Origin of the sequence: Clostridium sp. (genome assembly GCF_051654825.1) — a bacterium.
Taxonomy (GTDB): Bacteria; Bacillota; Clostridia; order Clostridiales; family Clostridiaceae; genus Clostridium.
The window spans coordinates 17,525-44,212 of the sequence record NZ_JBOFYU010000035.1; the positions used below are offsets into that span (position 1 = coordinate 17,525).

27 protein-coding genes, 6 tRNA genes, 1 pseudogene and 1 riboswitch are annotated in these 26,688 nt (G+C 30.5%); of the genes and pseudogenes, 2 read left to right on the plus strand and 32 right to left on the minus strand.

Annotated features, from left to right (window positions below; genetic code table 11):
• The first annotated feature begins 95 nt into the window (after positions 1-95).
• Positions 96-1,232: an N-acetylglucosamine-6-phosphate deacetylase gene (gene nagA, locus ACRDBA_RS01690; protein WP_438571211.1), complete on the plus strand. Its 1,137-nt coding sequence runs from the start codon at positions 96-98 to the stop codon at positions 1,230-1,232.
• A gap of 49 nt (positions 1,233-1,281) precedes the next feature.
• Here the strand turns inward: nagA and metK are convergent, their stop codons facing one another.
• From metK to ACRDBA_RS01730, 8 genes are all read right to left on the minus strand, one after another.
• Positions 1,282-2,457, minus strand: coding sequence for a methionine adenosyltransferase (gene metK, locus ACRDBA_RS01695; RefSeq protein WP_438571212.1), 1,176 nt, complete (start codon positions 2,455-2,457; stop codon positions 1,282-1,284).
• 122 nt (positions 2,458-2,579) lie between these two features.
• Positions 2,580-2,681: riboswitch (SAM riboswitch) on the minus strand.
• A gap of 231 nt (positions 2,682-2,912) precedes the next feature.
• Positions 2,913-2,997 (minus strand) — tRNA-Tyr (locus ACRDBA_RS01700).
• A 5-nt stretch (positions 2,998-3,002) separates the two neighbouring features.
• A tRNA-Thr gene (locus ACRDBA_RS01705) sits at positions 3,003-3,077 on the minus strand.
• A gap of 26 nt (positions 3,078-3,103) precedes the next feature.
• Positions 3,104-3,179 (minus strand) — tRNA-Val (locus ACRDBA_RS01710).
• A 14-nt stretch (positions 3,180-3,193) separates the two neighbouring features.
• Positions 3,194-3,278: transfer RNA gene (locus ACRDBA_RS01715), tRNA-Tyr, on the minus strand.
• A gap of 9 nt (positions 3,279-3,287) precedes the next feature.
• Positions 3,288-3,362 (minus strand) — tRNA-Thr (locus ACRDBA_RS01720).
• Positions 3,363-3,379: 17 nt separating this feature from the next.
• Positions 3,380-3,464, minus strand: a tRNA-Tyr gene (locus tag ACRDBA_RS01725).
• Between the two features lie 182 nt (positions 3,465-3,646).
• Positions 3,647-4,084 (minus strand): hypothetical protein, encoded by a 438-nt coding sequence (locus tag ACRDBA_RS01730; RefSeq protein ID WP_438571213.1) that lies wholly within the window; start codon positions 4,082-4,084, stop codon positions 3,647-3,649.
• A gap of 119 nt (positions 4,085-4,203) precedes the next feature.
• On the opposite strand from ACRDBA_RS01730, the gene yyaC reads away from it, so the two are divergent.
• Complete coding sequence (yyaC, locus tag ACRDBA_RS01735) at positions 4,204-4,737, plus strand: spore protease YyaC (RefSeq protein ID WP_438571214.1); 534 nt, start codon at positions 4,204-4,206, stop codon at positions 4,735-4,737.
• Between the two features lie 61 nt (positions 4,738-4,798).
• On the opposite strand, the gene ACRDBA_RS01740 is transcribed toward yyaC, so the two are convergent.
• The 24 genes and pseudogenes from ACRDBA_RS01740 to prmC all read right to left on the minus strand — a co-directional run bounded on the left by ACRDBA_RS01740 (position 4,799) and on the right by prmC (position 26,679).
• Positions 4,799-5,833 carry a rod shape-determining protein gene (locus ACRDBA_RS01740; RefSeq protein ID WP_438571215.1) on the minus strand — a complete coding sequence of 345 codons (1,035 nt, stop codon included), beginning with the start codon at positions 5,831-5,833 and terminating at the stop codon, positions 4,799-4,801.
• Positions 5,834-5,946: 113 nt separating this feature from the next.
• Positions 5,947-6,198: a sporulation transcriptional regulator SpoIIID gene (gene spoIIID / locus ACRDBA_RS01745; protein ID WP_438571216.1), complete on the minus strand. Its 252-nt coding sequence runs from the start codon at positions 6,196-6,198 to the stop codon at positions 5,947-5,949.
• Positions 6,199-6,301: 103 nt separating this feature from the next.
• Complete coding sequence (locus ACRDBA_RS01750) at positions 6,302-7,072, minus strand: peptidoglycan DD-metalloendopeptidase family protein (protein ID WP_438571217.1); 771 nt, start codon at positions 7,070-7,072, stop codon at positions 6,302-6,304.
• 170 nt (positions 7,073-7,242) lie between these two features.
• The gene (gene spoIID, locus ACRDBA_RS01755) at positions 7,243-8,316 is read right to left on the minus strand and encodes a stage II sporulation protein D (protein ID WP_438571218.1); all 1,074 of its coding nucleotides are present in this window, start codon (positions 8,314-8,316) and stop codon (positions 7,243-7,245) included.
• Positions 8,317-8,469: 153 nt separating this feature from the next.
• The gene (gene murA / locus ACRDBA_RS01760; RefSeq protein WP_438571219.1) at positions 8,470-9,729 is read right to left on the minus strand and encodes a UDP-N-acetylglucosamine 1-carboxyvinyltransferase; all 1,260 of its coding nucleotides are present in this window, start codon (positions 9,727-9,729) and stop codon (positions 8,470-8,472) included.
• A 21-nt stretch (positions 9,730-9,750) separates the two neighbouring features.
• Positions 9,751-10,392, minus strand: a complete 642-nt coding sequence (locus tag ACRDBA_RS01765) for a hypothetical protein (RefSeq protein WP_438571220.1) — start codon at positions 10,390-10,392, stop codon at positions 9,751-9,753.
• 180 nt (positions 10,393-10,572) lie between these two features.
• Positions 10,573-10,980 carry an ATP synthase F1 subunit epsilon gene (atpC, locus tag ACRDBA_RS01770; RefSeq protein WP_438571221.1) on the minus strand — a complete coding sequence of 136 codons (408 nt, stop codon included), beginning with the start codon at positions 10,978-10,980 and terminating at the stop codon, positions 10,573-10,575.
• 18 nt (positions 10,981-10,998) lie between these two features.
• A complete protein-coding gene (atpD, locus tag ACRDBA_RS01775) occupies positions 10,999-12,387 on the minus strand; it encodes a F0F1 ATP synthase subunit beta (protein WP_438571222.1) in 1,389 nt (462 codons plus the stop codon).
• A 15-nt stretch (positions 12,388-12,402) separates the two neighbouring features.
• Positions 12,403-13,254 (minus strand): ATP synthase F1 subunit gamma, encoded by an 852-nt coding sequence (gene atpG / locus ACRDBA_RS01780; RefSeq protein ID WP_438571223.1) that lies wholly within the window; start codon positions 13,252-13,254, stop codon positions 12,403-12,405.
• Positions 13,255-13,293: 39 nt separating this feature from the next.
• Positions 13,294-14,808, minus strand: a complete 1,515-nt coding sequence (gene atpA / locus ACRDBA_RS01785) for a F0F1 ATP synthase subunit alpha (RefSeq protein ID WP_438571224.1) — start codon at positions 14,806-14,808, stop codon at positions 13,294-13,296.
• 10 nt (positions 14,809-14,818) lie between these two features.
• Positions 14,819-15,358, minus strand: coding sequence for a F0F1 ATP synthase subunit delta (locus ACRDBA_RS01790; protein WP_438571225.1), 540 nt, complete (start codon positions 15,356-15,358; stop codon positions 14,819-14,821).
• A 2-nt stretch (positions 15,359-15,360) separates the two neighbouring features.
• On the minus strand, positions 15,361-15,840 hold the full coding sequence (locus ACRDBA_RS01795) for a F0F1 ATP synthase subunit B (RefSeq protein WP_438571226.1): 480 nt from the start codon (positions 15,838-15,840) through the stop codon (positions 15,361-15,363).
• 39 nt (positions 15,841-15,879) lie between these two features.
• A complete protein-coding gene (gene atpE, locus ACRDBA_RS01800; RefSeq protein ID WP_438571227.1) occupies positions 15,880-16,113 on the minus strand; it encodes an ATP synthase F0 subunit C in 234 nt (77 codons plus the stop codon).
• Between the two features lie 19 nt (positions 16,114-16,132).
• Positions 16,133-16,813, minus strand: a complete 681-nt coding sequence (locus ACRDBA_RS01805) for a F0F1 ATP synthase subunit A (protein WP_438571228.1) — start codon at positions 16,811-16,813, stop codon at positions 16,133-16,135.
• Positions 16,814-17,179, minus strand: coding sequence for an ATP synthase subunit I (locus ACRDBA_RS01810; RefSeq protein ID WP_438571229.1), 366 nt, complete (start codon positions 17,177-17,179; stop codon positions 16,814-16,816).
• A gap of 648 nt (positions 17,180-17,827) precedes the next feature.
• The gene (locus ACRDBA_RS01815; RefSeq protein WP_438571230.1) at positions 17,828-19,006 is read right to left on the minus strand and encodes an acetyl-CoA C-acetyltransferase; all 1,179 of its coding nucleotides are present in this window, start codon (positions 19,004-19,006) and stop codon (positions 17,828-17,830) included.
• A 118-nt stretch (positions 19,007-19,124) separates the two neighbouring features.
• A complete protein-coding gene (gene wecB, locus ACRDBA_RS01820; protein ID WP_438571231.1) occupies positions 19,125-20,276 on the minus strand; it encodes a non-hydrolyzing UDP-N-acetylglucosamine 2-epimerase in 1,152 nt (383 codons plus the stop codon).
• 17 nt (positions 20,277-20,293) lie between these two features.
• Positions 20,294-20,788, minus strand: a complete 495-nt coding sequence (locus tag ACRDBA_RS01825) for a deoxycytidylate deaminase (protein WP_438571232.1) — start codon at positions 20,786-20,788, stop codon at positions 20,294-20,296.
• Positions 20,789-20,878: 90 nt separating this feature from the next.
• Positions 20,879-21,508 (minus strand): uracil phosphoribosyltransferase, encoded by a 630-nt coding sequence (gene upp / locus ACRDBA_RS01830; RefSeq protein WP_438571233.1) that lies wholly within the window; start codon positions 21,506-21,508, stop codon positions 20,879-20,881.
• A gap of 23 nt (positions 21,509-21,531) precedes the next feature.
• On the minus strand, positions 21,532-21,981 hold the full coding sequence (gene rpiB / locus ACRDBA_RS01835) for a ribose 5-phosphate isomerase B (protein WP_438571234.1): 450 nt from the start codon (positions 21,979-21,981) through the stop codon (positions 21,532-21,534).
• Positions 21,982-22,052: 71 nt separating this feature from the next.
• Entirely contained in the window at positions 22,053-23,102 is a 1,050-nt protein-coding gene (locus tag ACRDBA_RS01840) for an L-threonylcarbamoyladenylate synthase (RefSeq protein WP_438571235.1), read from the minus strand.
• Between the two features lie 19 nt (positions 23,103-23,121).
• Positions 23,122-23,709, minus strand: coding sequence for a hypothetical protein (locus tag ACRDBA_RS01845; protein ID WP_438571236.1), 588 nt, complete (start codon positions 23,707-23,709; stop codon positions 23,122-23,124).
• A gap of 63 nt (positions 23,710-23,772) precedes the next feature.
• Positions 23,773-24,858 carry a peptide chain release factor 1 gene (prfA, locus tag ACRDBA_RS01850; protein ID WP_438571237.1) on the minus strand — a complete coding sequence of 362 codons (1,086 nt, stop codon included), beginning with the start codon at positions 24,856-24,858 and terminating at the stop codon, positions 23,773-23,775.
• A gap of 63 nt (positions 24,859-24,921) precedes the next feature.
• Positions 24,922-26,679, minus strand: a pseudogene (gene prmC, locus ACRDBA_RS01855) (peptide chain release factor N(5)-glutamine methyltransferase).
• Positions 26,680-26,688 lie beyond the last annotated feature (9 nt).

Here is a 26,688-nt window from a genome sequence, read left to right on the forward strand (position 1 = left end):
TTACGAGTTTTATTATATAATTATAGCATAATATAAATTTTAAAAATTATCTTAAAATAAAACTAAATTAGAAAATAAAATGGAGGACTAAATTTATGTTAATTAAAAACTGTAATATTATATTCCTTGATAAAATTGAAAACGGTTCTGTTTTAGTAGAAAACGGTAAGATAAAAGAAATTAATCCTACTGAAACATCTTCAGATTGTATTATAGACGGTGAAGGTCTTTACCTTTCTCCAGGATTTATAGATGTTCATATACATGGTGCTGGTGGACATGACACAATGGATGGAACTGTTGAAGCTATTAATGAAATATCTAAAGCTATAGTTAAACATGGAACTACATCATTTACACCAACTACAATGACAGTTTCAAAGGAAGCTATTAGAAAATCCATGGAAGCCATCAAAACTTGTAAAGAAAATGGTACTGATGGTGCAAACGTTCTTGGTGCTCACTTAGAAGGACCTTTTATCAGTCCTAGTGCTATTGGAGCTCAAAACCCAAATTATTTAATTCCACCAACTGTAGAAAACTACAACGAAATGGTTGGAGATGCTGAAGATGCTGTTGTTTCTATAACAGTTGCTCCTGAAGTACCTGGTGCAAAAGAATTAATATCATACCTTTCTAATAAAGGAGTTGTATGTTCAATGGGACATACTAAAGCTACTTATGAAGAAGCTATGGATGGTATTAAATGTGGATGTTCACATTCAACTCACTTATTTAATGCAATGACTCCATTTGCTCATAGAGAAGCTGGTGTTGTAGGAGCAATTTTTGATAGTGAAATAACTACTGAAACTATTTCTGATGGTATACATATATCATACCCATCATTAAGAATAGCTTATAATCAAAAAACTACTGATAAAGTGTTATTAGTAACAGATGCTATGATGGCTTGTGGAATGCCTGATGGTATGTATTCATTAGGTGGGCAAGATGTTGTTGTATCTGAAGGTGCTGCTAGATTAACTACTGGTAGCTTAGCTGGTTCAGTATTAACTTTAGATAAGGCAATCAGAAACGTCTTCAAAAATGTAGGATACCCATTACATGAAGTTGTTAAAATGGCTACATTCAACGGAGCTAGACACTGTAAGGTTGAAGATAGAAAAGGCCTTATTAAAGAAGGATATGATGCTGATTTAGTATTATTCGATGAAGACATTAATGTTAAAAAAGTAATTGTTAACGGTAAATTAGTTCACAATGCTTAATATTTAAAAATTAAAAGAGGCTAGCCTAATGCTAACCTCTTTATTTTAATTAAAGATACTTCTTAATTTCTTCTACTTTATTTAATTGTTCCCAAGGTAGATTTAAGTCATTTCTTCCAAAGTGACCATATGCAGCTGTTTGCTTGTATATTGGTCTTCTTAATTCTAAATCTCTTATTATAGCTCCCGGTCTTAAGTCGAAAGCTTTTTCAACTACTGATACTATTTCTTCTTCTGTAATTTTACCAGTACCAAAAGTTTCTACTTCTATTGATACAGGCTTAGCAACACCTATAGCATAAGCTAGTTGTATTTCTAACTTATCTGCAACTCCTGCTGCTACTAAGTTTTTAGCTACCCATCTAGCTGCATATGCTGCTGATCTATCTACTTTTGTTGGATCTTTTCCTGAGAAAGCACCACCACCGTGTCTTCCATATCCACCATAAGTATCAACTATTATCTTTCTTCCTGTTAATCCTGAATCTCCTTGTGGTCCCCCCACAACAAATCTTCCTGTTGGATTTATATAATACTTTGTTTGCTCATCTAATAATTCTGCTGGAACTACAGCCTTTATTACATGTTCCATTAAGTCTTCTCTTATTTGTTCTTGAGTAACTTCTTCACCATGTTGAGTTGATATTACTATAGCATCTATTCTAATTGCTTTATTATCTTCATATTCAACTGTAACTTGTGTTTTTCCATCTGGTCTTAAATATGGTAAAGTTCCATTTTTTCTAACTTCTGATAATCTTCTTGATAATCTATGAGCCATAGCTATTGGTAATGGCATAAATTCTTCTGTTTCATTAGTTGCAAAACCAAACATCATCCCTTGGTCCCCTGCCCCTACAGCTTCAACATCATCTTTTTGACCTTCTCTTGATTCTAAAGCTTCATCAACACCCATAGCAATATCTGATGATTGTTCATCTATTGATGTTAATACTGAACATGTGTCACAGTCAAATCCAAACTTTGCTCTATCATATCCAATGTTCTTTATTGTTTCTCTTACAACCTTTGGAATATCTACGTAACAGTTTGTTGATATTTCCCCCATTACTAATACCATTCCTGTTGTAACTGCTGTTTCACAAGCTACTCTTGCATTTGAATCCTTTGCTAAAATACTGTCTAAAACTGCATCTGAAATTTGGTCACAAATTTTATCTGGATGCCCTTCTGTAACTGATTCTGATGTAAATAATCTTCTCATACTATATAATCTCCTTTCAATTTATTTGATATTAATTCTATATTAATTTTTTTATTTTTCTAACTATTATGTAAATAAAAAAGGTCTCTTCGATAAGAAGAGACCTACTATAAGTCATACTTTTCTTATCTTGCAAATATAATTTGCTGGAATTGGCACCTTTGTGATATTCACAGGTTGCCGGGTTTCATAGGGCCCTTTCCCTCCACCTCTCTGGATAAGAACTAATATCAAATTTTACGTTTTGAATTATATCATCTTTTAAATATATGGTCAAGTATATTTTTATACTTTATATTAATAAATAATCATTTTTAATTATAATCTTCACCTTTAATGATTTATATTTTTCATCTAAAATTGCTTCTAATATTATATAATTACAATTTTTTACAAATTATTAAACTCAAAAAATTTTATAAAACAAAAAAGCAAGATATTATCTTGCTTTTTAATGGTGGGGGAGGACGGATTCGAACCATCGAAACGAAACGTAACAGATTTACAGTCTGCCCCCTTTGGCCACTCGGGAACTCCCCCATTATTGGAGCTGGCAATAGGAATCGAACCTACAACCTGCTGATTACAAGTCAGCTGCTCTACCGTTGAGCCATGCCAGCATATTATTTGCTTTTAATTATTTAAGTGGTGGGCACAACAGGGATCGAACCTGTGACCCTCTGCTTGTAAGGCAGATGCTCTCCCAGCTGAGCTATGCGCCCTTAAATTTATAAAATGGTGGGGGAGGACGGATTCGAACCATCGAAACGAAACGTAACAGATTTACAGTCTGCCCCCTTTGGCCACTCGGGAACTCCCCCATTTTATATTGGAGCTGGCAATAGGAATCGAACCTACAACCTGCTGATTACAAGTCAGCTGCTCTACCGTTGAGCCATGCCAGCATATTCTTAAGTTTTAATGGTGGGGGAGGACGGATTCGAACCATCGAAACGAAACGTAACAGATTTACAGTCTGCCCCCTTTGGCCACTCGGGAACTCCCCCATTTAAACTTAATTAACTTTTAATTTACCAACCGAAACTTATGTATCTGTCCGGCTGACAATGATTAGTATATATTTATACCAACTTTTTTTCAACTTCCAAATTCACTCATTTAGATAAATTACTTTTTATATTCTTTTATTTTCTCTTTTTTTCTAACTATTATTAAGCAATATGTTTTTTTAAACTTCTTCATTTAACAATGAAAAATCTATATATCTATCTAGTATTTTCTCGAAATTCTCATAATCACTATCACTTAATCTAGTTTTTACAGTTCTAATAACGAATTCTGTATGTGTTAATACATCATTTTTTTCTAAACTCTCATCTATTTTCATTATATCTATTGCAGAAAGCTTTTTTATTATTGATTTTAACTCTTCTATTTCTTCTTTAGTCATGGATTTATTTATTTCCTCTGGATTAACTTTAAAGAAGTTTACACTACTAATTACATCAACACTACTATCATCCACATCTATACTATATTCTTCTGCATAATCTCCCACTTCTTCTAACACTTCTAAATCATCATTAGGCTCCCAAAAAAACATTGCATATATAGGTAAACTTGCTCCAAAAATAAATCCTAATATAGTAACTAATATTCTTTTCATTTTTATTCACTCCTTAGGTCTAAAATAATTCCCTAAAATTTTTTTTTTATACATAAATAATATTTTTATTATATTTATTTATTTTTAATCATATATATCTATACTAGGAGGTGAATTGCTTGGAGAAATTGAAAACTTATTATAAATCTTCACTTGCGTACTATGAAATAGCTAATTTTATGAAAGACTACTTAAATAGTAGTACTGTTATAGTTTGTATTGGAACAGATAAATGTATTGGAGATTGTTTAGGTCCATTAGTTGGAACATACTTAAAAGAAAAACATTTCCCACTTCCCGTTTATGGAACTATTCAAGAACCCATTCATGCTTTAAATATAGAAAAAAAACTTGAAGAAATTAAAAATTCACATCCTAGTGCATCTATTATAGGTATAGATGCATGCCTTGGAGATCAAAAAGCTATAGGTGAAATTCATTCTAGAAACTATCCTATACATCCTGGAAAAGGAGTTGGTAAAACCCTTCCTGATGTTGGACTTGCTTCTATTATAGGAATAATAGATTCTAGTAATAACTCTGAACTCTTCACATCTAGGAGTATACGACTTGATTTAGTTATGCAAATGGCAAAAGTAATCACTGATAGTTTAATTCATACTTATTATTTGTATAGTTTAAATAATACTTAAATTTAACAACAAAAAGGTATAGACTATAATAGCCTATACCTTTTATCTATTTAATATAATATTAATCAATTAATGTTATTTCTTGTCCAATTAATACAGAATCTAATTTATCTAAATAACTTAACACATATCCTGTTCCTTCTGCTACTGCTTCTACAGAATTGTGCGCTATAGTTACAGATACTCCAGTTTCTTTCTCTATAAGCTTATCTAATCCAAATAATAAAGCTCCTCCTCCAGTCATAAGGATTCCCTTCTCTATTATATCAGCTGCTAATTCTGGTGGTGTTTTTTCAAGTATAGTTTTTACACTGTCCACAATTAGACTTACAGATTCCTTAAGAGCTTCGCTAATTTCATCACTAGTTACAGAAATTTGATCTGGTAAACCAGTTACTAGATTTCTTCCCTTCATTGTTGATGAAGTTTCTCTAGCTCCTGCAAATGCAGAACCAACTTCTATCTTTAAATCTTCTGCTGTTTTTTCACCAATCATTATCTTATATTGATTTCTTATGTACCTAATTATTGCTTCATCAAATGTATCTCCAGCAACCTTTATTGAGGATCTAACAACGATTCCTCCTAATGATATAACTGCTATGTCAGTAGTTCCTCCACCAATATCAACAACCATAGTTCCATTAGGTTTTGTAATGTCTAATCCTGATCCTATTGCTGCTGCTAAAGGCTCTTCTATAAGATGAACTTCCTTTGCACCAGAATTTTTTGTTGCATCCATTACAGCTCTTTTTTCAACTTCAGTAGCTTGTGATGGAACACATACCATTACCTTTGGTGCTGTTATCTTTCCTCTACCATATGCCTTTTTTATAAATTCTTTTAACATTTTTTCTGTTACATCATAATCTGATATAACTCCATCTCTTAATGGACGAACAGCTACAATATTTCCAGGTGTTCTTCCTATCATTTTTCTTGCTTCTTCACCTACTGCAAGTACCTTATTTGTACTTTTATTTATAGCAACAACTGAAGGTTCTTTTAATATTATTCCCTTCCCCTTAGCATAAACTAAAACAGTGGCTGTTCCTAAATCTATACCTAGGTCAGTTCCTTTTCTCCAAAACCACATTCCCTTCACTCCTACTTAATTATTAATACACTTACGAAATTTTACAAATTTCTTTATATTATTTAATTATATATGGAATATGATAATGATTCAATATTTACCATAACAAACTTTTAATCAACAGCCTTATATTTTAACTTGGTAGCTTTTCCACCTCTGATATGCCTTTCAGCCTTATTCAATTCTAATATTGAATGTGTTTGTTCTGCTATAACAGGGTTAATTTTAGGCAATCTTTCAGTCATGTCCTTATGAATTGTACTTTTACTTACACCAAATACCTTTGCAGTTTTTCTTATTGTATCTTGAGAATCTATTATGTATTGAGCTACCTCTAATACTCTCTCTTCAATATAATCTTTCAAAATACTCCCTCCTTAAATTACATATTAATTAATATTCCTAGTTTTTTATAAAATATACTTTTTTATTCACCAGCTATACTTATGTATAGCTGGTGAAATTAAATTATTCTTTTACTTTATAAGTAAAATAAGTTGTTGGATCTAAATCTTTACCATTAGAATCTTGAACTTGTAAATTCATATGTTCACCGAATTCTTTGTTAGAGAATATTTTTGAACTATTTCCTACAGCTCCTATAACAGTTTCCTCTGTTACTTTATCTCCAACCTTTACTAATATCTCATCACTTAAGTTACAATACTTTGTATTTATTCCATTAGCATGAGCTATTACTACGTAATTACCTTCTTCAGATTTGTTGGAAACTTCTTTTACTTCTCCAACAGCTGCTGCCTTTACTTCTGTTCCGACTTTAGCTCCAATATCTATTCCTCTAATATTCCTTCTTGTTCCATCTTTCATTTCTTTTGGTTGAGGATATGAATACACTCTGCTTATTTCACCGTCTACAGGGTTAATAAACTTAACTTCAGTAGTTGTTCCTGCTGCAACATTAACATCTTCTTCTACAGCCACCTCATCTTCAGTTGCTGTTTCTGTTGCCACTTCCTCTTCTACTTCTGCTTGTGCAACTTCTTCTTCTACTTCACCTTGAACTCTATCTGCATTTTGTTTTTGAGCCTCTGAAGTATTTTTTTCATCCACATTTAAAGTGAATTCCTTTTCTGGATTATTAGCTTGCTCCTTTGTGTTATTATTTTTTGTTGTTACAACTGCAATAGTTGCTACTACACATAAGCAAATGAATAGAATTAAATAAAAGCCCTCCTTTCTGAAAAAGTCTTTTACCTTGTTTTTCTTATTTTGGTCCATAATCAACACCTCCTTTTTGTATTCTTGCCCGTTCTTCTAAATTAATACATTTATGAAATTATTTATTTACCCTAAATTTCTACATATATTGCAATAATAGAAAAAGTCTATAGGTTTCCCTATAGACTTTTAATTTAAAACTTATTATATTCTCTCTATGTCTTACTTATTTAGTTATTACTACTAAACTTTAAATCCTTTATTTTTACTCCTGTATAATAATGAGTTAATATCTCCTCATAACCTTTTCCTTCTTTAGCCATAACATTAGCGCCCCATTGACTCATTCCAACACCATGTCCATACCCCTTACATTTAAAAATAATATCCGAATCAGTTATCGTATATTCAAAATTAGTTGAATTTAACTTTATTAAGTATCTAAAATCAGTTCCTTTAATTGTCTCTTTTCCTAATCTTATTTTCTTAACTCCACCTGATTCACTTCTTTCTACGATTTCAATGTTTGATGATAAACTATCCTTTGATAAATTTGCATTAGGATAACTTGAATTTACGCTATTAATAAATTCATCTATAGGTATAGGTAGCTCACTAGTATATTTAGGTGCAACTTCTTCCCCCTTGCTTTCCTTTGATACCAAGTATGGAACTTCATTCGAAAAAACATCTACAGCATTTTCAGTTTTACCTGAACTAGTTGAGAAAAATTGAGGATACATAACTAATTCCTTTTGATAAGTTAATACCTTTCCCTTTGTAGTATTAACAGCCTCTTCAATTTTACTCCAATTGCTATTTGCATCCTTCTCTGTCCACTTAGCTAATCGCTCTTCTTTACCTATATAAACTTGACAATGAGTTGTATCACATATTTCTGCTCCTTTTTCATTTGCAACATTACAAGGCTTTATCTTCTTACTAGATAAATACGTTCTTGCAGATATAGATTGTGCCTTTAATGCCTCTAATTCAAAGCTAACTGGCATTTCCCCTGATACAACACTCATTATATATTCTTCCATAGGTACTTCAACAACCTTATCTTCAGCTGTAATTAATACTTTCACTGTTTCATTTGATTTTATTTCAATAAATGTTTCTTCAGCTTCTTCTGAATCTTCTGTTGTTACCTCAGGCTCTTTTGCTACGTCAATACTCTCATTATTCTCTGTAGAAGAATTAATAATCATCATAGGTATTGATACCATAAAAAATAATACCAACACACTAATACTTAAAAGTAAACATAATTCTTCAAGTACATTCCTTCTTGCTTTCATAGTGCTCCTCCTTTTAAGCTTGTACATTTTAATATATGTTTACTTATTCAAAATATACTTTATTTTAGATTTTTTATGTTAACATTAATTTCAATAAAAGGCTTAGATAAAATCTAAGCCTTTTATTGAAATTAATACACAATATTATAAATATTAATTTTCAATTCTATATATATCAGCACCTAATTTTCTAAATTTATCTTCTATATTAGTATAGCCTCTATCTATATGATATAACTCACCTATTTCTGTTTCTCCTTTAGCTACTAATCCTGCTAAAATCATTGCTGCTCCTGCTCTTAAATCTGTTGCTTTTACATCGCATCCTGTTAAGTTTTTTACTCCATCTATTATCGCTGTTCTTCCGTCTATTTTAATATTTGCTCCCATTCTAACAAGCTCTGCAACATGCATAAATCTATTTTCAAACACAGTTTCTGTTATAACACTAGATCCCTCTATTAAAGATAATAAACTCATCATTTGAGGTTGCATATCTGTTGGAAATCCTGGGTATGGTAAAGTTTTTATATCTACAGGTTTCTTTATTCCTCTACCATCTACAATCATCTTTTCTCCATCTACATTAAACTTAACGCCACATTCCTTTAATTTTTCTATTGTAGGCCTTAAATGTTCTTCATTTACACCATTTATAGTAATTATGCTATTTGTTATTGCTGCAGCAACCATAAATGTCCCTGCTTCAATTCTATCATATATAGGTTTGTACTCTATACCTTTTAATGATTCAACTCCTTGTATAGTAATTCTCCCCATTCCAGCACCGTCTATTTGTGCTCCCATACTATTTAAAAAATTAGCTAAATCCCATATTTCTGGTTCTTCTGCTGCATTTTCAATTACAGTTGTGCCTTTAGCCAATACTGATGCCATTAATAAGTTTTCTGTAGCACCAACAGAAGGAAAATCTAAATATATCCTATTTCCTACTAAACCTTTTGACTTAGCTTCTACAAAACCATGTCCTATTTCTATATCAGCACCTAATAATTTAAATCCCTTTAAATGAAGATCTATAGGTCTGCTTCCTATATTACATCCTCCAGGTAATGATATCTTGCACTTTCCATATCTAGAAAGCATTGGCCCCATTATTAAAAATGATGCTCTCATCTTTCTAATTAATTCACTGTTAGCATCCATCTGCTTTAAATTTTGAGTATTAATTTGTAAATCTCCGCTTTCTTTACAAAAGCTAACATCACAATTTAATTCTCCAAGTAAATTTACTAATACTGTAACATCCTCAAGCAAAGGTGCATTTTTTATTGTCAATTTATTAGGATTCAAAATACTTGCCACAATAATAGGCAAAACAGAATTTTTTGCTAAACTAATATCCACTTCACCCTTTAAGCTTCTTCCACCTTTAACTATAATTTTTTCCATATTATCCTCCATAATGAATTATTAGTATGTTATGAATATCATTGGAGTTCCAACAATAAGATATTCTCCTGTATCGTATTTCATATATCCAATGTTAATTTTTTTATCATCACTTAAATTTGCCTTCGCTATATAGCCATTATGGATATTTAGAGAGGTTAATGTATTGTTCTTTAAATTCTTTTGTATTACGTCTTGTACATCTTTTGAGTTTTTGTTTATTACTTTTCCTTTAATAAAACTATAGTATAATAAATCCTTTGATCTTTTATTTTGTAATTTAGCTAAATCTTTTTTTAACTCTTTTGAAGTAATACCTGATTCATTATTTAAATATATAACTTGCACCTTAGTCTTATCTTTTTCATACCAAATAGATACATTTAACTCCATATTTGAATCCTTATACATTATTTTATTTTTAGAAATATCTAAATTAGCTAATCTATCATCTAATAGATTAACCAACCTATCTTGTTCATCTTCAAAAGAATTCTCACAATAATACTCCATCTTAACTCCATTTTGAACAAATTCATAACTTTTAGTTACTTCATTCTCTATTTCGTTAAAACATTTATCTGTATCCCCTAATAAATTTGGAGTTGCTCCAATAAACACTAAAGAAAAAATTGCTAGTATGATGAATATAATCCTTCTCATAAAACTCCCACCTTTCCTTTAGATTATTGTCCCATTATTCTAATATTATTCAAAAAAAATTAGCTACATAGTATACTATATAAATTTAGTAGAAATTTGTGATTCATTGTCATATATTTATGAATTATATAAATAAAAAAAGAAGCAATTCTAAATTAGATAGAATTACTTCTTTATACTTTATTGATTTATGCTTATTGTTTCAATTCTAGCATTTGCTCTTGCCAATGCCATCTTTGCTCTTTCCACATCTATATCCTTTGATTCTGAAAGTCTCTTTTCAGCTCTTTTTAAAGCATCTTCCGCTCTTGTTTTATCAATATCTGAAGAATTTTCCATTGCATCACAACAGAATTTCACTTCATTATTTTTAACATAAACTACTCCCGCTGAAGTAAAAACTCTTTCTTTACTTCCATCTTCATTAGTAATTATAGTTGGTGCTGGAATAGTGCTTATAATAATGGCAGTATGATTTGATCTAATTTCTACTTCACCATTAGTAGTTTTTATTCTTATAGCTTCAATTGACTTTTCTATTGGGTCTTTTCCTGGTGTAATTATTTCTAATTTTAAACTTTTACTCATAATAGGTTACACCCTCCATTATAAAGTCTTTGCTTTTTCTACAGCTTCTTCAACACTTCCTACAAATAAAAATGCTGATTCTGGTAAATCATCATATTTACCATCTAATATATCTTTAAATCCTTTTACTGTTTCTTTAATTGGAACATATTTACCCTTTATTCCTATAAATTGCTCTGCTACAGTAAATGGTTGTGATAAGAATCTTTGAACTCTTCTTGCTCTTGCTACAACTTTTTTATCTTCATCTGATAATTCATCTACACCAAGAATAGCGATAATATCTTGTAATTCTTTATATCTTTCTAAGATATTTTTAACATCTGTTGCAACTTGATAATGTTCTTTACCAACGATTCTAGGATCTAGTATTCTAGATGTAGATTCTAAAGGATCTACAGCTGGATATATACCTAATTCTGCAATTCCTCTTGATAATACAGTGGTAGCATCAAGATGTGTAAATGTAGTTGCTGGAGCTGGGTCAGTAAGGTCATCTGCTGGAACATATACTGCTTGAACAGATGTTATTGAACCATTTTTAGTAGAAGTAATTCTTTCTTGAAGTGCTCCCATTTCCGTTGCAAGTGTTGGCTGATAACCAACAGCTGATGGTATTCTTCCTAATAAAGCTGATACTTCTGATCCTGCTTGAGTAAATCTAAATATATTATCAATGAATAAAAGAACATCTTGACCTTGATCTCTGAAATATTCAGCCATAGTTAAGCCTGTTAATGATACTCTCATTCTAGCTCCTGGTGATTCATTCATTTGACCAAATACTAAAGCTGTTTTATCTATTACTCCAGATTCTTTCATTTCATAGTATAAATCATTACCTTCTCTTGATCTTTCTCCAACCCCTGTAAATACAGATAATCCTCCATGTTGTTTTGCTATGTTGTTAATAAGCTCTTGTATAAGAACCGTCTTTCCAACACCAGCTCCACCAAATAGACCTATTTTTCCACCTCTCTGATATGGTGCTAATAAATCTATTACCTTTATACCAGTTTCAAACATTTCCGGTTCTAATGATTGCTCTTTAAAACTTGGTGCAGGTCTATGAATTGGGTAAACCTGTTTTATATCAACATCACCTTCGTTATCTATAGGATTTCCAAGAACATTGAAAACTCTTCCTAGTACTTCTCTACCAACTGGCACAGAAATACATCTTTCCATGTCTATAGCTTTCATTCCTCTTTTTAATCCATCAGTAGATTCCATAGCAATTGTTCTTACAATATCATCTCCTAGATGTTGTTCTGCTTCAACTACTAATGTGTGTTTACCCATATCTATTCTAATTTCATTATAGATATTAGGCAATGCATCAGAATCAAATTTTATATCAACTACAGGTCCTATAACTTGAACTACTTTTCCTACTCTTTCAGGCATTGCGCTACCTCCTTGTTATTTTTGAGCTTCTGCTCCTCCTACAATTTCTGATATCTCTTGAGTTATCATACTTTGTCTAATTCTATTAAACTTAATGTTTAGGTCTTTTAATATATCATTCGCGTTTCTAGTAGCTCCATCCATAGCTGTCATTCTAGCATTTTGCTCACTAACCTTGGAATGTAAAATAGCTCTTCTTAGCTTACTTTTAAAATACACATCTAAACTTGAATTCAAAACTTCACTTACATTTGGTTCAATTAACATATCTGACTTAGGCGTATTACTCTTATCTATTGGAAATAGCCTTTCAATTTTCACCTCTTGTTTTATAGGAGAAATAAATTCAGTAAACACAACATTAACCTCACAAACTTCTCCTTTTTTAAACCTATATAAAGCATCTTGATATATTGACTTTACTTCTTTAACAGTAGGTATATCAGGTATTTCTATATACTCTCCTACTGTTGTGAATCCATATTTTTTCATATATGAAATTCCTTTAGCACCCGCTACTACAACCTTTGCAGTGCCTTTATTTTCTATCATAGTATTTAAACTACTCGCTATATTACCATTAAATCCACCACAAAGACCTGTATCTGATGCAATTACAATATAAAGTTTATCCGAAGTCTTAACCTCGTTGTTAAAAAATTGACTCTCAAAGTCATCTGGTATAACTGCCATCAATTCATCTATTATTTGCTGGCATACATCGAAATATCTTTCATTAGCAACAAGCTCTTTTCTTGCTTTTCTAAGTTTAGAAGTGGCTACAAGATTCATAGCTTTCGTTATTTTTCTTGTACTTTCAACTGACTTTATTCTTCTTTTTATTTCAATAAGTCCTGCTGAACCCATACTTCCACCTCCTAAAGAATTGCATAGCTTTTAAGTAAGCTATGCATCTTGTAAAAATACTTTCTTAAATTCTAATATAGTTTTATCTAATTCAGCTTTAATCTCATCTGTAAGAACTTTTCCTTCTACTATTTGTTTTAAAACATCTCTATGATGAGTATCTACATATTCTAGAAGTTCACTCTCAAATCTTCTTACATCTGATATTTTTATATCTGATAAAAAGTCATTAACAGTTGCATATAATATAACTATTTGTTTTTCTACAGGCATTGGATTATATTGATCTTGTTTTAAAACCTCAACTAATCTCTTTCCTTTATCTAATCTCTTCTTAGAGTCCTTATCTAAATCTGATCCGAATTGTGAGAATGCAGCTAATTCTCTATATTGCGCAAGTTCAAGTCTTAAAGTTCCTGATACTTGTTTCATAGCCTTAATCTGTGCATTACCTCCAACTCTTGATACAGATATCCCTGCATTAACTGCTGGTCTTTGACCTGAATGGAATAAATCTGCCTCTAAGAATATTTGTCCATCTGTAATAGAAATTACATTCGTTGGTATATATGCTGTAACATCGCCTGCAAGAGTTTCAATTATAGGTAAAGCAGTAAGTGACCCTCCACCATTTTCCTTTGAAAGCTTAGCCGCTCTTTCTAATAACCTTGAATGTATATAGAATACATCTCCAGGATATGCCTCTCTTCCTGGTGGTCTTCTTAAAAGTAATGACATAGTTCTATAAGCAACAGCATGCTTAGATAAATCATCATATATAATTAATACATCTTTACCTTGATGCATAAAATATTCTGCCATACTACATCCAGCATATGGTGCTAAATATTGTAATGGAGCTGATTCAGAAGCTGTACCACTAACTATGATTGAATAATCTAAAGCTCCCATTTCTTCAAGAGTATTAACTATATTTACAACAGTAGATTGCTTTTGTCCAATAGCTACATAAACACAAATAACATCTTTTCCTTTTTGGTTTAATATAGTATCTATCGTTAAAGCTGTTTTCCCTGTTTGTCTATCTCCTATAATAAGTTCTCTCTGACCCTTTCCTATTGGAATCATTGAGTCTATAGCCTTTATACCTGTTTGTAATGGTTCATTTACTGAACTTCTATCAATAATACTAGGTGCTGCAACCTCTATTGGTCTATACCCACTATAATTGATAGGCCCTTTACCATCTATAGGTTCCCCTAAAGAGTTTACTACTCTTCCTAATAAGTCTTCACCTACAGGCACTTCTACAATTTTATTTGTTCTTTTAACTATGTCACCTTCTTTTATTCCTTCTTCAGGTCCTAAAAGAACACATCCAACATTATCTTGCTCTAAATTTAAAGCCATACCATATACATCATTAGGGAATTCTAATAATTCCCCTTGCATACAATCATCTAAACCATAAACTCTAGCAATACCATCACCAATTTGTATTATTGTTCCTGAATCAACTGTTTTAATTTCTTTTTCATATCTTTCGATTTCCTTCTTTATTATGGAAGTTATTTCTTCAGGCTTAATATTCATGATTTCACCTCTATTCTGCGCTTAACATTAAATCTTTTAACTCATCTAATTTAGATTTTACAGTACCATCAATAACATCATTTCCAACTCTTACATATATTCCACCTAAAATACTCTGATCTATAATCTGATCTAAAATAATCTTTTTGTTATACTTATTTTCTAATTTAGTTACTAATTGATTAAATTCATCATCTGTAAGTTTTATGGTAGTTTTAACTACTCCTCTTACAGTATTCTTATGCTCTAAATCAATTTTCTTCATTTCATTTAGCTTTTCTCTTAAGTATAATATTCTATCTTTTTCAATAAGAATCAATAAAAATGATAATAATTCTTCATCTATATGACCCTTAAAAATATTTATAAAAGTTTTTTTCTTCTTTTTAGTACTTATTTGCGGATGTCTAATTACCTCATGGAATTCCTTATTGTTATCAATTATGCTGCAAATCTCCTCAAGGTCTTGTATATATTGATCTACCTTACCTTTTTCTTGAGCAACTTCATATAATGCTAAAGCATATCTCCTATCTAAGTATTCATACATGCTTAATTACCTACCTTAGTAATAAAATCACCAATTAACTCTCTATTTTTTTCTTCATCTATATTTTTTTCTATAACCTTTTTAGAAAGTTCAAGCGCTAATTCTATAGCTTGTTGTTTTAATTGGAATTCTACTTTTTCTTTTTCTCTAGCAATATCTATCTTAGCTCTTTCTAAAATAATTTTTGCTTCCTTATGTGCTTCACTAACTATTTCTTCGTAAGTAACTTCTGCTTTTCTCTTATGTTCCTCTATTATTTTTCTACCGTCTTCTTTTGCACTTTTTAATGATCTCTCATTTTCTATAGCTATTATTCTAGCTTTTTCAAATTCTTCATCGGCATTATCTAATTTTTCATTTATAATTTCTTCTCTTTCACTAATTATAGCTTTAACTTTATTAAAGAAAAAATGCTTTAATATAGCTAATAATATTATAAAGTTAATTATGGTAGCTATAATTACACTTGGATTCATTTCCATTATATATTTATACCTCCCTTCTGGAGTTAATAATTTCTATTATTTTACTCCAACAAATATTAGAAGTATTGAAATTAATAATCCGTAAATTGCAGTTGCTTCAGCAAACCCTGCTCCAATTATTAATGTAGTAGTAATTTTCCCGCTTGTTTCTGGATTTCTTGAAATACCTTCTACAGCCTTTCCTGTTGCGCTTCCTATTCCTATTCCTGCTCCTAATCCTACTAATACTGCAATGCTTGCTGCAATTGCTCTAATTCCTATATCTGTCATTTTAAAATCCTCCTAAAAATTAATGTTCTGAAACTATTTTAATATTTATCATTGTTAACATTACAAAAATAACCATTTGTATTACTCCATCAAATATGTCAAAATACGCATGGAGTGGTACAGGCAATCCTACCTGAGCTATAAAAGCTAATTTATGCAAGTTTTCATAAACTAGTTCTATTATGAAGGTTGCTGCTAATACATTACCAAATAATCTTAGTGATAAAGATACTGGCAACATTATTCTTTCTAATAGATTAATAGGTAACATTACTGGTATCGGTTGAGCATATCCCTTTATATATCCTCCCATACCATGCTTTCTTATTGCATATCCATTAACTGCTACAAAACTTATTATAGCCATTCCTAAAGTTACACTAAAGTTCTTTGTTGGGGGAATGACTCCAACTAACCCCACTAAGTTCATTAAAAGAATATAAATTCCTAAACAACCTACAAAAGGTATAATATCACTATATTCTTCACCAACATTATTATCTACAACACTTTTTATTGATGTGTATATAGTTTCTACTGCGGCTTGCTTTTTACCAGGTTTTACTTTTAAATCCCTAGTTGCCCACCATGCTAAAATAGCAATTAAGATAATAATTACCCATTGAACCACCATGTCTGGAGTTATATCCAAACTTACTGGACCTATAGCAAAAGATATTATAGGTTTCAATGGCTCCATCTAACCACTTCCCTTCTGACTTTTTATCCAATACAATGTTAAAAAAACAAAATGACTTACATATCCTAGAATAAAAGCTATCACTGTTTTTAAACTAAAAATTATAGGAATTGCTAGTACAACTGTAATTAAAATTCTTATAAAATAAGTCATTGGATAAAAAATCCCTTTTTTTTTCTTCTTTAATACATATTCAGTTATTAGTGAATTTGATACAAAATTTAAAAAACTAATTGCTAATCCATATACAGTTATTAGCGAAAAATTTATATCTACTAGTATTGATAATATAAGTGAAAAAATGATAGTTCCTACTAATTCATATTTTAACACTGCTATAATAAATTTATTCATTTCCTTACTCATATTATCTTACCTCCAACTAACTCTTGTAATTATAGTCCCGAAGAATAATTAATAAAAACATTATATAAATCCAAATTTTACTATGAGATACTAAATAGGCTCATTATTTTAATTTATATTTACTTTGCTCATATAATTAACATTATAATTTATATTTCTAAATTTATAGGTAAAATAGGACAAGCCTATTCATTTGATTGAATTTTCTGAATATTTAATATTTCCAATAACCTCTTGATAACATTTTCATTGCATGTTTAGTTATTATTATTGCTTTTTTTTATATTACCAAAATTAGTAATGAATAATTTTATTTTATATTATTCATTATTTTTTTGATTTTATTCAAGTATTTTATTTTTTTATTATTAATGAACTCTATTTTTCTAAATAATTCATATATATATGTTTTACGATATTATATTAGGTAATATTCATAGTATTTAATGCAATATTTCTTACCTTTTTATGTGTATATATCAACATCTTAATAAAAAAGACCTCTATTTTAAAATAGAGGTCTTTTTTGCTGACACATACTCACATTATTTATATATATATCAATTCTATATATAGTATTATTTTAACATATATTACAACAACCCACTATACTATATGAAAATAAACTATATATATTTATGATTAATATTATCTTTCAACTATAAGAGCTGTTCCCATTCCGCCACCTATACATAAAGTAGCTAATCCTGTTTTAGCATCTCTTCTTTTCATTTCATGTAATAATGTTACTAATATTCTTCCTCCTGAAGCTCCAACCGGATGTCCAAGTGCTATAGCTCCACCATTTACATTTACTTTGCTCATATCAAAGTTTAAATCTTTAGCTACAGCTAAACTTTGAGCTGCAAAAGCTTCATTAGCTTCTATTAAATCTAAGTTATCAATAGTTATGTTTGCAACTTCTAATGCCTTTTTAGTAGCATGGAATGGACCATATCCCATTATTGATGGTTCTAATCCTTTTTGTCCATATGAAAGGATCTTTGCTAAAGGAGTTAATCCTAATTCTGCTGCTTTTTCAGCACTCATAACTACAAATGCAGCTGCTCCATCATTAATTCCTGATGCATTACCAGCAGTTACAGTTCCATCTTTTGCGAAAGCAGGTCTTAATTTAGCCATACCTTCCATTGTAGCACCAAATCTTGGATACTCATCAGTATCAAATACTTTTGGTTCCCCTTTTCTTTGCGGAATAACTACAGGAACTATTTCATCTTTGAATTTTCCTTCTTTTATAGCCGCTTCAGCTTTTACTTGTGATTGAACAGCAAATTCATCTTGCTCTTCTCTAGTTAAATTCCATTCTTTTGCTATATTTTCAGCAGTAACTCCCATGTGATAGTTATTGAATGCATCCCATAAAGCATCATTTATCATTGAATCTACCATTTTTCCATCGCCCATTCTTTGACCCCATCTTGAAGTCTTTAATAGATATGGTGCTTGTGACATGTTTTCCATTCCACCTGCAACTACTACATCAGCATCACCAGCTTTAATCATTTGAGCTGCTAAAGCTACTGTTCTTAATCCTGATCCACAAACTTTATTTATTGTCATTGCTGGAACTTCAACAGGTAATCCTGCTTTAACACAAGCTTGTCTAGCAACATTTTGACCAAGTCCTGCTTGGATAACATTTCCCATAACTACTTCATCAACTAGTTCACCCTTAACACCAGCTCTAGTTATAGCTTCTTTAATTACAAGAGCACCTAAATCAGCTGCTGATACATCCTTTAATGATCCTCCAAACGCACCAATTGGTGTTCTTACTGCACTTACAATTACTACTTCTCTCATTCTCAAATACCCTCCTAATCTCATCGTTAGAATCGTCAGATTTGTTAAACAATTAACATAATTCAATTATACCACTTTTATTCCCATAATCAATAAATAATTAAATTTATTTCCATTTTTATCTGTCAAATTCCATTATTTCTTCTTCTCTTATACCAAAATATTTTTCAATAGCATCTACTATTCTTTGAGATGCTAAACCATCTCCATAAGGGTTAACAGCCTTGCTCATTTCATTGTAAGCTTCTTCATTCTTTAAAAGTGTGTTTGCTTCAGAAATAATTTTATTAACATCTGTTCCAACTAACTTTACTGTTCCATAAGCTACCGCTTCTGGTCTTTCAGTAACATCTCTAAGAACTAATACTGGTTTTCCTAAATGTGGTGCTTCCTCTTGTAATCCACCTGAATCTGTCATAACCATAAATGACTTATTCATTAAATTATGTGTTTCTTTAGTATCTAATGGAGGTAATAAATGAACTCTTTCCTTTCCTCCTAGCTTCTCCTCAACTACATCTTTAACTACAGGATTTAAGTGAACTAAATAAACTAATTCAACATCTGAATTTTCTTCAACAATTTTATTTAAAGCAGCACAAATATTATCTATTCCTTCTCCCCAGTTTTCTCTTCTATGAGCAGTTATCATTATTACTTTTTTATTTTCAAAATCTATATTATTTAACTTTTCATTTTCAAATACGTAATTTTCTTTTACCGTATGGAGCATTGCATCTATTACAGTGTTTCCTGTTATATATACATCACTTTCATTTATTCCTTCTCTTAATAAATTATTTTTTGATCCCTTCGTAGGTGCAAAATGTAAATCCGCTAACGCTCCAGTTAACTTTCTATTCATTTCCTCTGGGAATGGGAAATATTTATCAAATGTTCTTAACCCTGCTTCAACATGACCAACTCTTATTTGTTGATAGAATGCTGCTAATGCTCCTGAAAAAGTTGTTGTTGTATCTCCATGAACTAATATCATGTCTGGTTTTTCATTTATAAATACTTCTTCTAAACCTTCTAAAACTCTATTTGTTACACCAGTTAAAGTTTGTTTTGTTTTCATTATATTTAAGTCAAATTCAGGTTTTATTTCGAAAAATTCAAGAACTTGGTCTAACATCTCTCTATGTTGCGCTGTAACACATACCTTTGATTCAATTCCCTCTCTTTTTTCAAGTTCCTTTACTAATGGAGCCATTTTTATAGCTTCCGGTCTAGTTCCAAATATTGTTATTACCTTTTTCTTTTTCATATTTATTCCCTCCATGTTTAATATCCTAATTCTAATTTCATAGCCAAGCTATCATCTTCATCTATCCAATTCTCAACTAATATAGATCTATTTATATCCTTACTATCTCTTATAACTACTTCTTTTATTCCAGCATTTATTATCATTCTTTTACACATAGAACAAGAATTAGCATTTAATACATATTCTTTTGTTTTAGAATCTTTACCAACTAAATATAATGTAGCTCCTATCATATCTCTTCTTGATGCACTTATTATTGCATTAGCTTCACTATGAACACTTCTACATAATTCATAGTGAGTTCCCCTTGGTACATTTAATTTTTCTCTTATACATGTTTTTATATCAATACAGTTTTTTCTTCCCCTTGGTGCTCCTGTATATCCAGTTGATATTATTTCATCATTTTTTACAATTATTGATCCATAATTTCTTCTTAAACAAGTTCCTCTTTCTAAAACTGTTTCTGCAATATCTAGATAATAATTATGCTTATCTCTTCTTTCCACTTTAACACCCCAACATTATTAAAATATATTTACATTTCTATTTATTAAAACTTTAAATAATAAAAAAAGTGGCAAATGCCACTTTATTTATTACTTTGTTCCAAATAGTCTGTCTCCAGCATCTCCTAAACCTGGCACAATATATCCGTGTTCATTTAATTTTTCATCTATTCCTGCTACATATATGTCAACATCAGGATGTGCTTTTTGCACTAATTCAATTCCTTCTGGTGATGAAATTAAACACATAAGTTTTAAATTTTTAGCTCCTCTTTTCTTAAGCATAGTTATAGCATCTGCAGCTGATCCTCCAGTTGCTAGCATTGGATCTACTACTATTATATCTCTCTCAGCTATGTCTTGAGGCATTTTACAGAAATATTCTACTGGTTGTAAAGTTTCTTCATCTCTATATAACCCTATATGACCTACCTTAGCTGCTGGTATTAACTTAAGCATACCATCAACCATTCCTAAACCTGCTCTTAATATAGGAACTATAGCCATTTTCTTTCCTGCTAACATCTTGCACTTTGTTTTGCATATAGGTGTTTCTATTTCAACTTCTTCTGTGCTTAAATCTCTAGTTACTTCATAAGCCATAAGCATTGATACTTCTTCAACTAATTCTCTAAAATCCTTTGACCCTGTATCCTTACTTCTTATAAATGCTAGTTTATGTAATATTAACGGGTGATTGATTTGTGTAACTTTACTCATTATTATATTCCTCCTAAAAGATATTATTTGCTATATTTATTTTCAATTGCTGTTATCTTATCTAATCTTGCTTGATGTCTATCACCTTCAAAATTAGAATTTAAAAATGTTTTAACTATATCTAATGCTAATCCAGCTCCAACAACTCTTTGACCTAAAGCTAAAATGTTTGCATTATTATGCTCTCTTGTTGCATGTGCACTAAATGTATCTGAGCATAAAGCTGCTCTTACACCTGGAACTTTATTTGCTGCAATACTTATTCCTATTCCAGTTCCACAAACTAGTATCCCAAATTCAAATTCCTTTGATGCTACTGATTCTGCTACAGGTAACGCATAATCTGGATAGTCACAAGAATCCTTACTATATGTACCAAAATCTTTTACTTCATATCCTTCATTTTCTAGGTATGATTTAATTTCATTTTTTAAATCAATTCCCCCATGATCTGAACCTAAAGCTATTTTCATAATCTTCTTTCCTCCTACCTAGTTAATTTTTATAAAAAAAGAGAAAGAGTTACCCCCTTCCTCCCATTATGCTAAACTTCTATTATATCAAATCCAGCTGCCTTATTAAGTCTATTCATTATAGCAATACCTACTCCATTTTGCTCAAAACCTTGACATAATATTATATCAACATTTAAATCATCACATTTTCTTAATGATTCGAAAAGGTTTTGTGCAACTTCGTTTAGATTATCTTTACTCCCTAAAGATATAATCTTATTGCATTTAAAATTATTGCTATTTTCATCTGTAGATAAAATAGCAACATCTTTGCCACATTCTATATAATTGTGTACCATTTCATTAATTTTTTCAATAGTTTTTTCATTATTTCCATTTATTATTTTTAAAGTTGCTTTTGGTGCATAATGCCTATATTTCATTCCAGGCGCTTTCGGCTTTAACTTTTCACTAGGTTTTTCCATTATAGCCTTATCTATACTTATGCCTTGATGAATCTCTCTAAGCATCTCTAATGTTATTCCGCCAGGTCTTAATACTAATGGAGGATTAACAGTACAATCAACTATTGTTGATTCTACTCCAATATCACTTTTTTCTCCACCTATAATATAATCAACTTTTCCTGATAAATCCTCAACACATCTTTCTAATTCAGTGGGACTTGGTCTTCCTGATATATTTGCTGATGGTGCCGCTATAGGACAACCCGAACTTTCGATAAGCCTTAATGCTATTTCGTTATTAGGCATTCTTATTCCTATTGTATCTAATCCAGCACTAGTTGTATCTGGAATTATATCCTTTTTCTTTAATATTACTGTTAATGGCCCTGGCCAAAATTTGTTCATTAATTCTTTTGCAACATCTGATACATCATATACAAAATCATCAATTTCCATTGATGATACATGTATAATTAAAGGATTATCTTGTGGTCTTCCCTTTGCCTTAAATATTTTAGATACAGCCTCATCATTTAAAGCATTAGCTCCTAGTCCATATACAGTTTCTGTTGGAAATGCTACTATTCCTCCACTTTTTATTATCTCACCTGCATTTTTTATATGTACAATATCTTTTTCTAAATCATTAATAACAGCTACCTTTGTTTCCAAAAGTCCTACCTTCCTTCTTCTAGATTTCCTCATATCCTCTAGCTAACTTTATACTTTCTATAGCACTTGAGGTATATGTTGCCTTAACACAGTTTTTATAAATTAGATCTAATAGCTCGTATTTTTTCAAATCTCCATATCCAATAATTCTAAAATAGTACTGTCCTTCAGGGTTTACCCTCTTTAGTCTATAATAGTCCTCTGAAAGTTCATTATATCTACTTAAAAATCCCTTAGTTACAGGTTTTAAATTTCTACTTTTCTTTTTGCTTTCAGTAATAACTACTATCTGCACTTTTTGTTTTTTTCCTTCTGTATGTACTAATGCTACTCTTTCACAAAGGACAAAAATATTTTTTGAAAACAATCCACTTTTAACTGATAACTTACTATCAATAATTTTATAATTAAGTTTATATTCATTCGCTTTCTTTATACAAGCCATTACTATTAATAATTCAATAAAACCTAAATAACTCCATAAAAATATTGATTTAACGTTTGCTAATAGAGTAATTAAAGGAAGAATTATAAATAGTCCTAACATAATAAAGAAAAATCTCCTTTTCTGACTTTTTTCCTTTTTTAATGCCTTATCTATTTTCACTTCCCTTTCCCCCAATTGCTTTCAAAGCCTTACATTAAATTAAAATGTAAGGCTTTAAGCATATTAAATAGCGTCTGTATTTCCCATTTTCTTCATTTTTTCTGCTTGATCTGCTGTAATTAATGCATTAATTACTTCATCAATATCACCATTTAAATAAGTTTCTAATTTATATAAAGTTAATCCAATTCTATGGTCAGTAACTCTTCCTTGTGGGTAGTTGTATGTTCTTATTCTTTCACTTCTATCCCCTGAACCAACTTGGCTTTTTCTGTCTTCTGCTATTCCAGCCATTCTTTCTGCTTCTGCTGCTTCATATAGTCTTGATCTTAATACTTTCATAGCTTTTTCTTTATTCTTAAGCTGTGATTTTTCATCTTGACATGCAACTACCACACCACTAGGTATGTGAGTAATTCTTACAGCTGAATCTGTTGTATTAACACACTGTCCACCGTTACCTGATGATCTATAAACATCTATTCTTAAATCTTTTTCATGTATGTCTATTTCAACGTCATCAACTTCTGGTAAAACTGCAACTGTTGCTGTTGATGTATGTATTCTTCCACTTGACTCTGTATCTGGAACTCTTTGTACTCTATGAACCCCACTTTCATATTTAAGCTTTGAGTAAGCACCATTTCCTTTAATCATAAATACTACTTCTTTAAAGCCACCAATATCAGTTTCGTTTGAACTCATTAATTCAACACTCCACCTTTGGTTTTCAGCATATCTTGTGTACATTCTGAAAAGATTAGCTGCAAATAATGCTGCTTCATCTCCACCAGCTCCACCTCTAATTTCAACAAATACGTTTTTATCATCATTAGGGTCTTTTGGTAATAATAATATTTGAATTTCTTTTTCTAATTCTTCTTCTCTAGTTGAAAGCATTGATATTTCCTCTGAAAGCATTTCTCTCATTTCTCTATCACTTTCTTCTACTAACATTTCTTTGTTAGCTTGTAAGTCTTCAACTACACTCTTAAACTCTTTGTATGCTGTTACTATAATTTCTAAGTCAGCATGTTCCTTACATAATTTTCTCCATTCAACTTGGTTTGCCATTATTGATGGATCTGATATTTTTACTGATAATTCATCATATTTATTTTCTATAAAAGCTAATTTATCTAATAACATAAGTATCACTCCGTACTATAATTTTTCATATTTTTTTATTATATCATAACTGGTAGAAATTTATCAACTTTTTAACTTTCCAATTACTACCCTATCTAATGATGCTAAATCTTGTATTATTTTAATATCTTCAAAACCTGAAGCTTCCATTAACACCTTTAATTCTTCTCCTTGGTCGTGACCTATTTCAAAAGCTAAAATTCCATCTTTAACTAAAACATCCTTACTTTGATGAACTATTTTTCTATAGAAATAAAGTCCATCACTTCCACCTGATAAAGCTGTATAAGGCTCATAGTCCTTAACATCACTCATTAATGTTTCTATTACTTCATCTTTAATATATGGTGGATTTGAAACTATTACATCATAAATCTTTTGTTCTTCCATAGATTTACTTAGTAAATCACTCCTTGTAAAAGTAACTCTGCTATTTAAATTATATCTATTTATATTTTTTTTAGTCACTTTTTCAGGAATATCATAATAATCAATTGATTCTACTGTTATATTCTTTCTGTAATAAGCAAGTGCTACACCTATAGCACCACTTCCAGAACATAAATCACATATCCTTAATGTTGAATCTTCTGGAACTTCCCTTAAAACTTCTTCAACAAGAATCTCAGTATCTCCTCTTGGAATTAAAACACCTTCTTCAACCCATAAATCTAATCCCATAAATTCAGTTTCTCCTAAGATATATTTTATGGGCATTCTTTCTTCTCTTTTGCTTATTAAGCTTTTATATTCTTCCACAATATTTTCTTCTACTTCTTTATCTCTATTAATAATTAAATATAATCTATCTTTATTTAATACCTTACCTAGTAATAATTGTGAATCTAAAATATATGTTTCGATATTTTGATTTTTTAATTTTTCTATTCCGAAATCTAATAATTCACCAATTGTATTTTTCATTTACTTTAACCCTTCCGCATTTTTTAACGCTTCAATTGCAACTTCAATTTGGTCATCATCAGGCTCTCTTGTTGTTAACTCCTGAAGTTTTAAACCTGGATAAGATATAATCTTACCTAAAGTACTATCTGTTTTTCCAAGCCATTTTATTATTTCATATGTTATTCCTGAAATTAATGGAATTAGGACTACTCTTAATCCTAATCTTTGCACAAAACTTCCCCAGCCTGTTAAACTAAAAACTATTATACTTACAAACATAATTAAAAATAGAAAATTAGTTCCGCATCTTGGATGAAATCTGCTAAACTTTTTAACATTTTCTACTGTTAATTCTTCACCAGCTTCATAACAAAATATAGACTTATGTTCTGCCCCATGGTATTGGAACACTCTAAATATTTCATCCATTTTACTTATTGCAAATATATATATAACAAGTATGGTTATTCTTATTAAAGCTTCTATTAAATTAAGCAATATAGGAGATAGTCCTAAATTTTTAAATAAAGATGCTATTGCTGTAGGTATAGCTAAAAATAAACCCATAGCCATAAATAATGAAAATATCATTGTGAATCCTACAATAATATCATTACTCTTTTCACCAAACTTATTTTTAAGCCATTTTTCAAATTTTGAATCTTCTTCCTCTTCAAAAAATGATGCAGAATAATTTAACGTATTTATCCCTGTTATTAATGAATCAATTAATACAAATATTCCTCTTATAAATGGTATATTTATAACCTTAAATCTTTTAGTAATAGGTATTATATTTTCATGCTTTGTTTCTATCTTGCCTTTTGGAGTTCTCACTGATGTAGCTTGACCTTTAGTCCCCCTCATCATTACTCCTTCAATTACGGCTTGCCCTCCAACCTCACACTTTTTCATATACATCCC

What these genes read in the sequence shown, in the direction of transcription:
- nagA (WP_438571211.1), top strand. Translation starts at nt 96, where the DNA reads ATGTTAATTAAAAACTGTAATATTATATTCCTTGATAAAATTGAAAAC.
- metK (WP_438571212.1), bottom strand. Translation starts at nt 2,457, where the DNA reads ATGAGAAGATTATTTACATCAGAATCAGTTACAGAAGGGCATCCAGAT.
- ACRDBA_RS01730 (WP_438571213.1), bottom strand. Translation starts at nt 4,084, where the DNA reads ATGAAAAGAATATTAGTTACTATATTAGGATTTATTTTTGGAGCAAGT.
- ACRDBA_RS01740 (WP_438571215.1), bottom strand. Translation starts at nt 5,833, where the DNA reads ATGTGGTTTTGGAGAAAAGGAACTGACCTAGGTATAGATTTAGGAACA.
- ACRDBA_RS01750 (WP_438571217.1), bottom strand. Translation starts at nt 7,072, where the DNA reads ATGGACCAAAATAAGAAAAACAAGGTAAAAGACTTTTTCAGAAAGGAG.
- spoIID (WP_438571218.1), bottom strand. Translation starts at nt 8,316, where the DNA reads ATGAAAGCAAGAAGGAATGTACTTGAAGAATTATGTTTACTTTTAAGT.
- murA (WP_438571219.1), bottom strand. Translation starts at nt 9,729, where the DNA reads ATGGAAAAAATTATAGTTAAAGGTGGAAGAAGCTTAAAGGGTGAAGTG.
- ACRDBA_RS01765 (WP_438571220.1), bottom strand. Translation starts at nt 10,392, where the DNA reads ATGAGAAGGATTATATTCATCATACTAGCAATTTTTTCTTTAGTGTTT.
- atpC (WP_438571221.1), bottom strand. Translation starts at nt 10,980, where the DNA reads ATGAGTAAAAGTTTAAAATTAGAAATAATTACACCAGGAAAAGACCCA.
- atpD (WP_438571222.1), bottom strand. Translation starts at nt 12,387, where the DNA reads ATGCCTGAAAGAGTAGGAAAAGTAGTTCAAGTTATAGGACCTGTAGTT.
- atpG (WP_438571223.1), bottom strand. Translation starts at nt 13,254, where the DNA reads ATGGGTTCAGCAGGACTTATTGAAATAAAAAGAAGAATAAAGTCAGTT.
- atpA (WP_438571224.1), bottom strand. Translation starts at nt 14,808, where the DNA reads ATGAATATTAAGCCTGAAGAAATAACTTCCATAATAAAGAAGGAAATC.
- ACRDBA_RS01790 (WP_438571225.1), bottom strand. Translation starts at nt 15,358, where the DNA reads ATGTATGAATACTTAGATAGGAGATATGCTTTAGCATTATATGAAGTT.
- ACRDBA_RS01795 (WP_438571226.1), bottom strand. Translation starts at nt 15,840, where the DNA reads ATGGAAATGAATCCAAGTGTAATTATAGCTACCATAATTAACTTTATA.
- atpE (WP_438571227.1), bottom strand. Translation starts at nt 16,113, where the DNA reads ATGACAGATATAGGAATTAGAGCAATTGCAGCAAGCATTGCAGTATTA.
- ACRDBA_RS01805 (WP_438571228.1), bottom strand. Translation starts at nt 16,813, where the DNA reads ATGGAGCCATTGAAACCTATAATATCTTTTGCTATAGGTCCAGTAAGT.
- ACRDBA_RS01810 (WP_438571229.1), bottom strand. Translation starts at nt 17,179, where the DNA reads ATGAGTAAGGAAATGAATAAATTTATTATAGCAGTGTTAAAATATGAA.
- ACRDBA_RS01815 (WP_438571230.1), bottom strand. Translation starts at nt 19,006, where the DNA reads ATGAGAGAAGTAGTAATTGTAAGTGCAGTAAGAACACCAATTGGTGCG.
- wecB (WP_438571231.1), bottom strand. Translation starts at nt 20,276, where the DNA reads ATGAAAAAGAAAAAGGTAATAACAATATTTGGAACTAGACCGGAAGCT.
- upp (WP_438571233.1), bottom strand. Translation starts at nt 21,508, where the DNA reads ATGAGTAAAGTTACACAAATCAATCACCCGTTAATATTACATAAACTA.
- rpiB (WP_438571234.1), bottom strand. Translation starts at nt 21,981, where the DNA reads ATGAAAATAGCTTTAGGTTCAGATCATGGGGGAATTGATTTAAAAAAT.
- prfA (WP_438571237.1), bottom strand. Translation starts at nt 24,858, where the DNA reads ATGTTATTAGATAAATTAGCTTTTATAGAAAATAAATATGATGAATTA.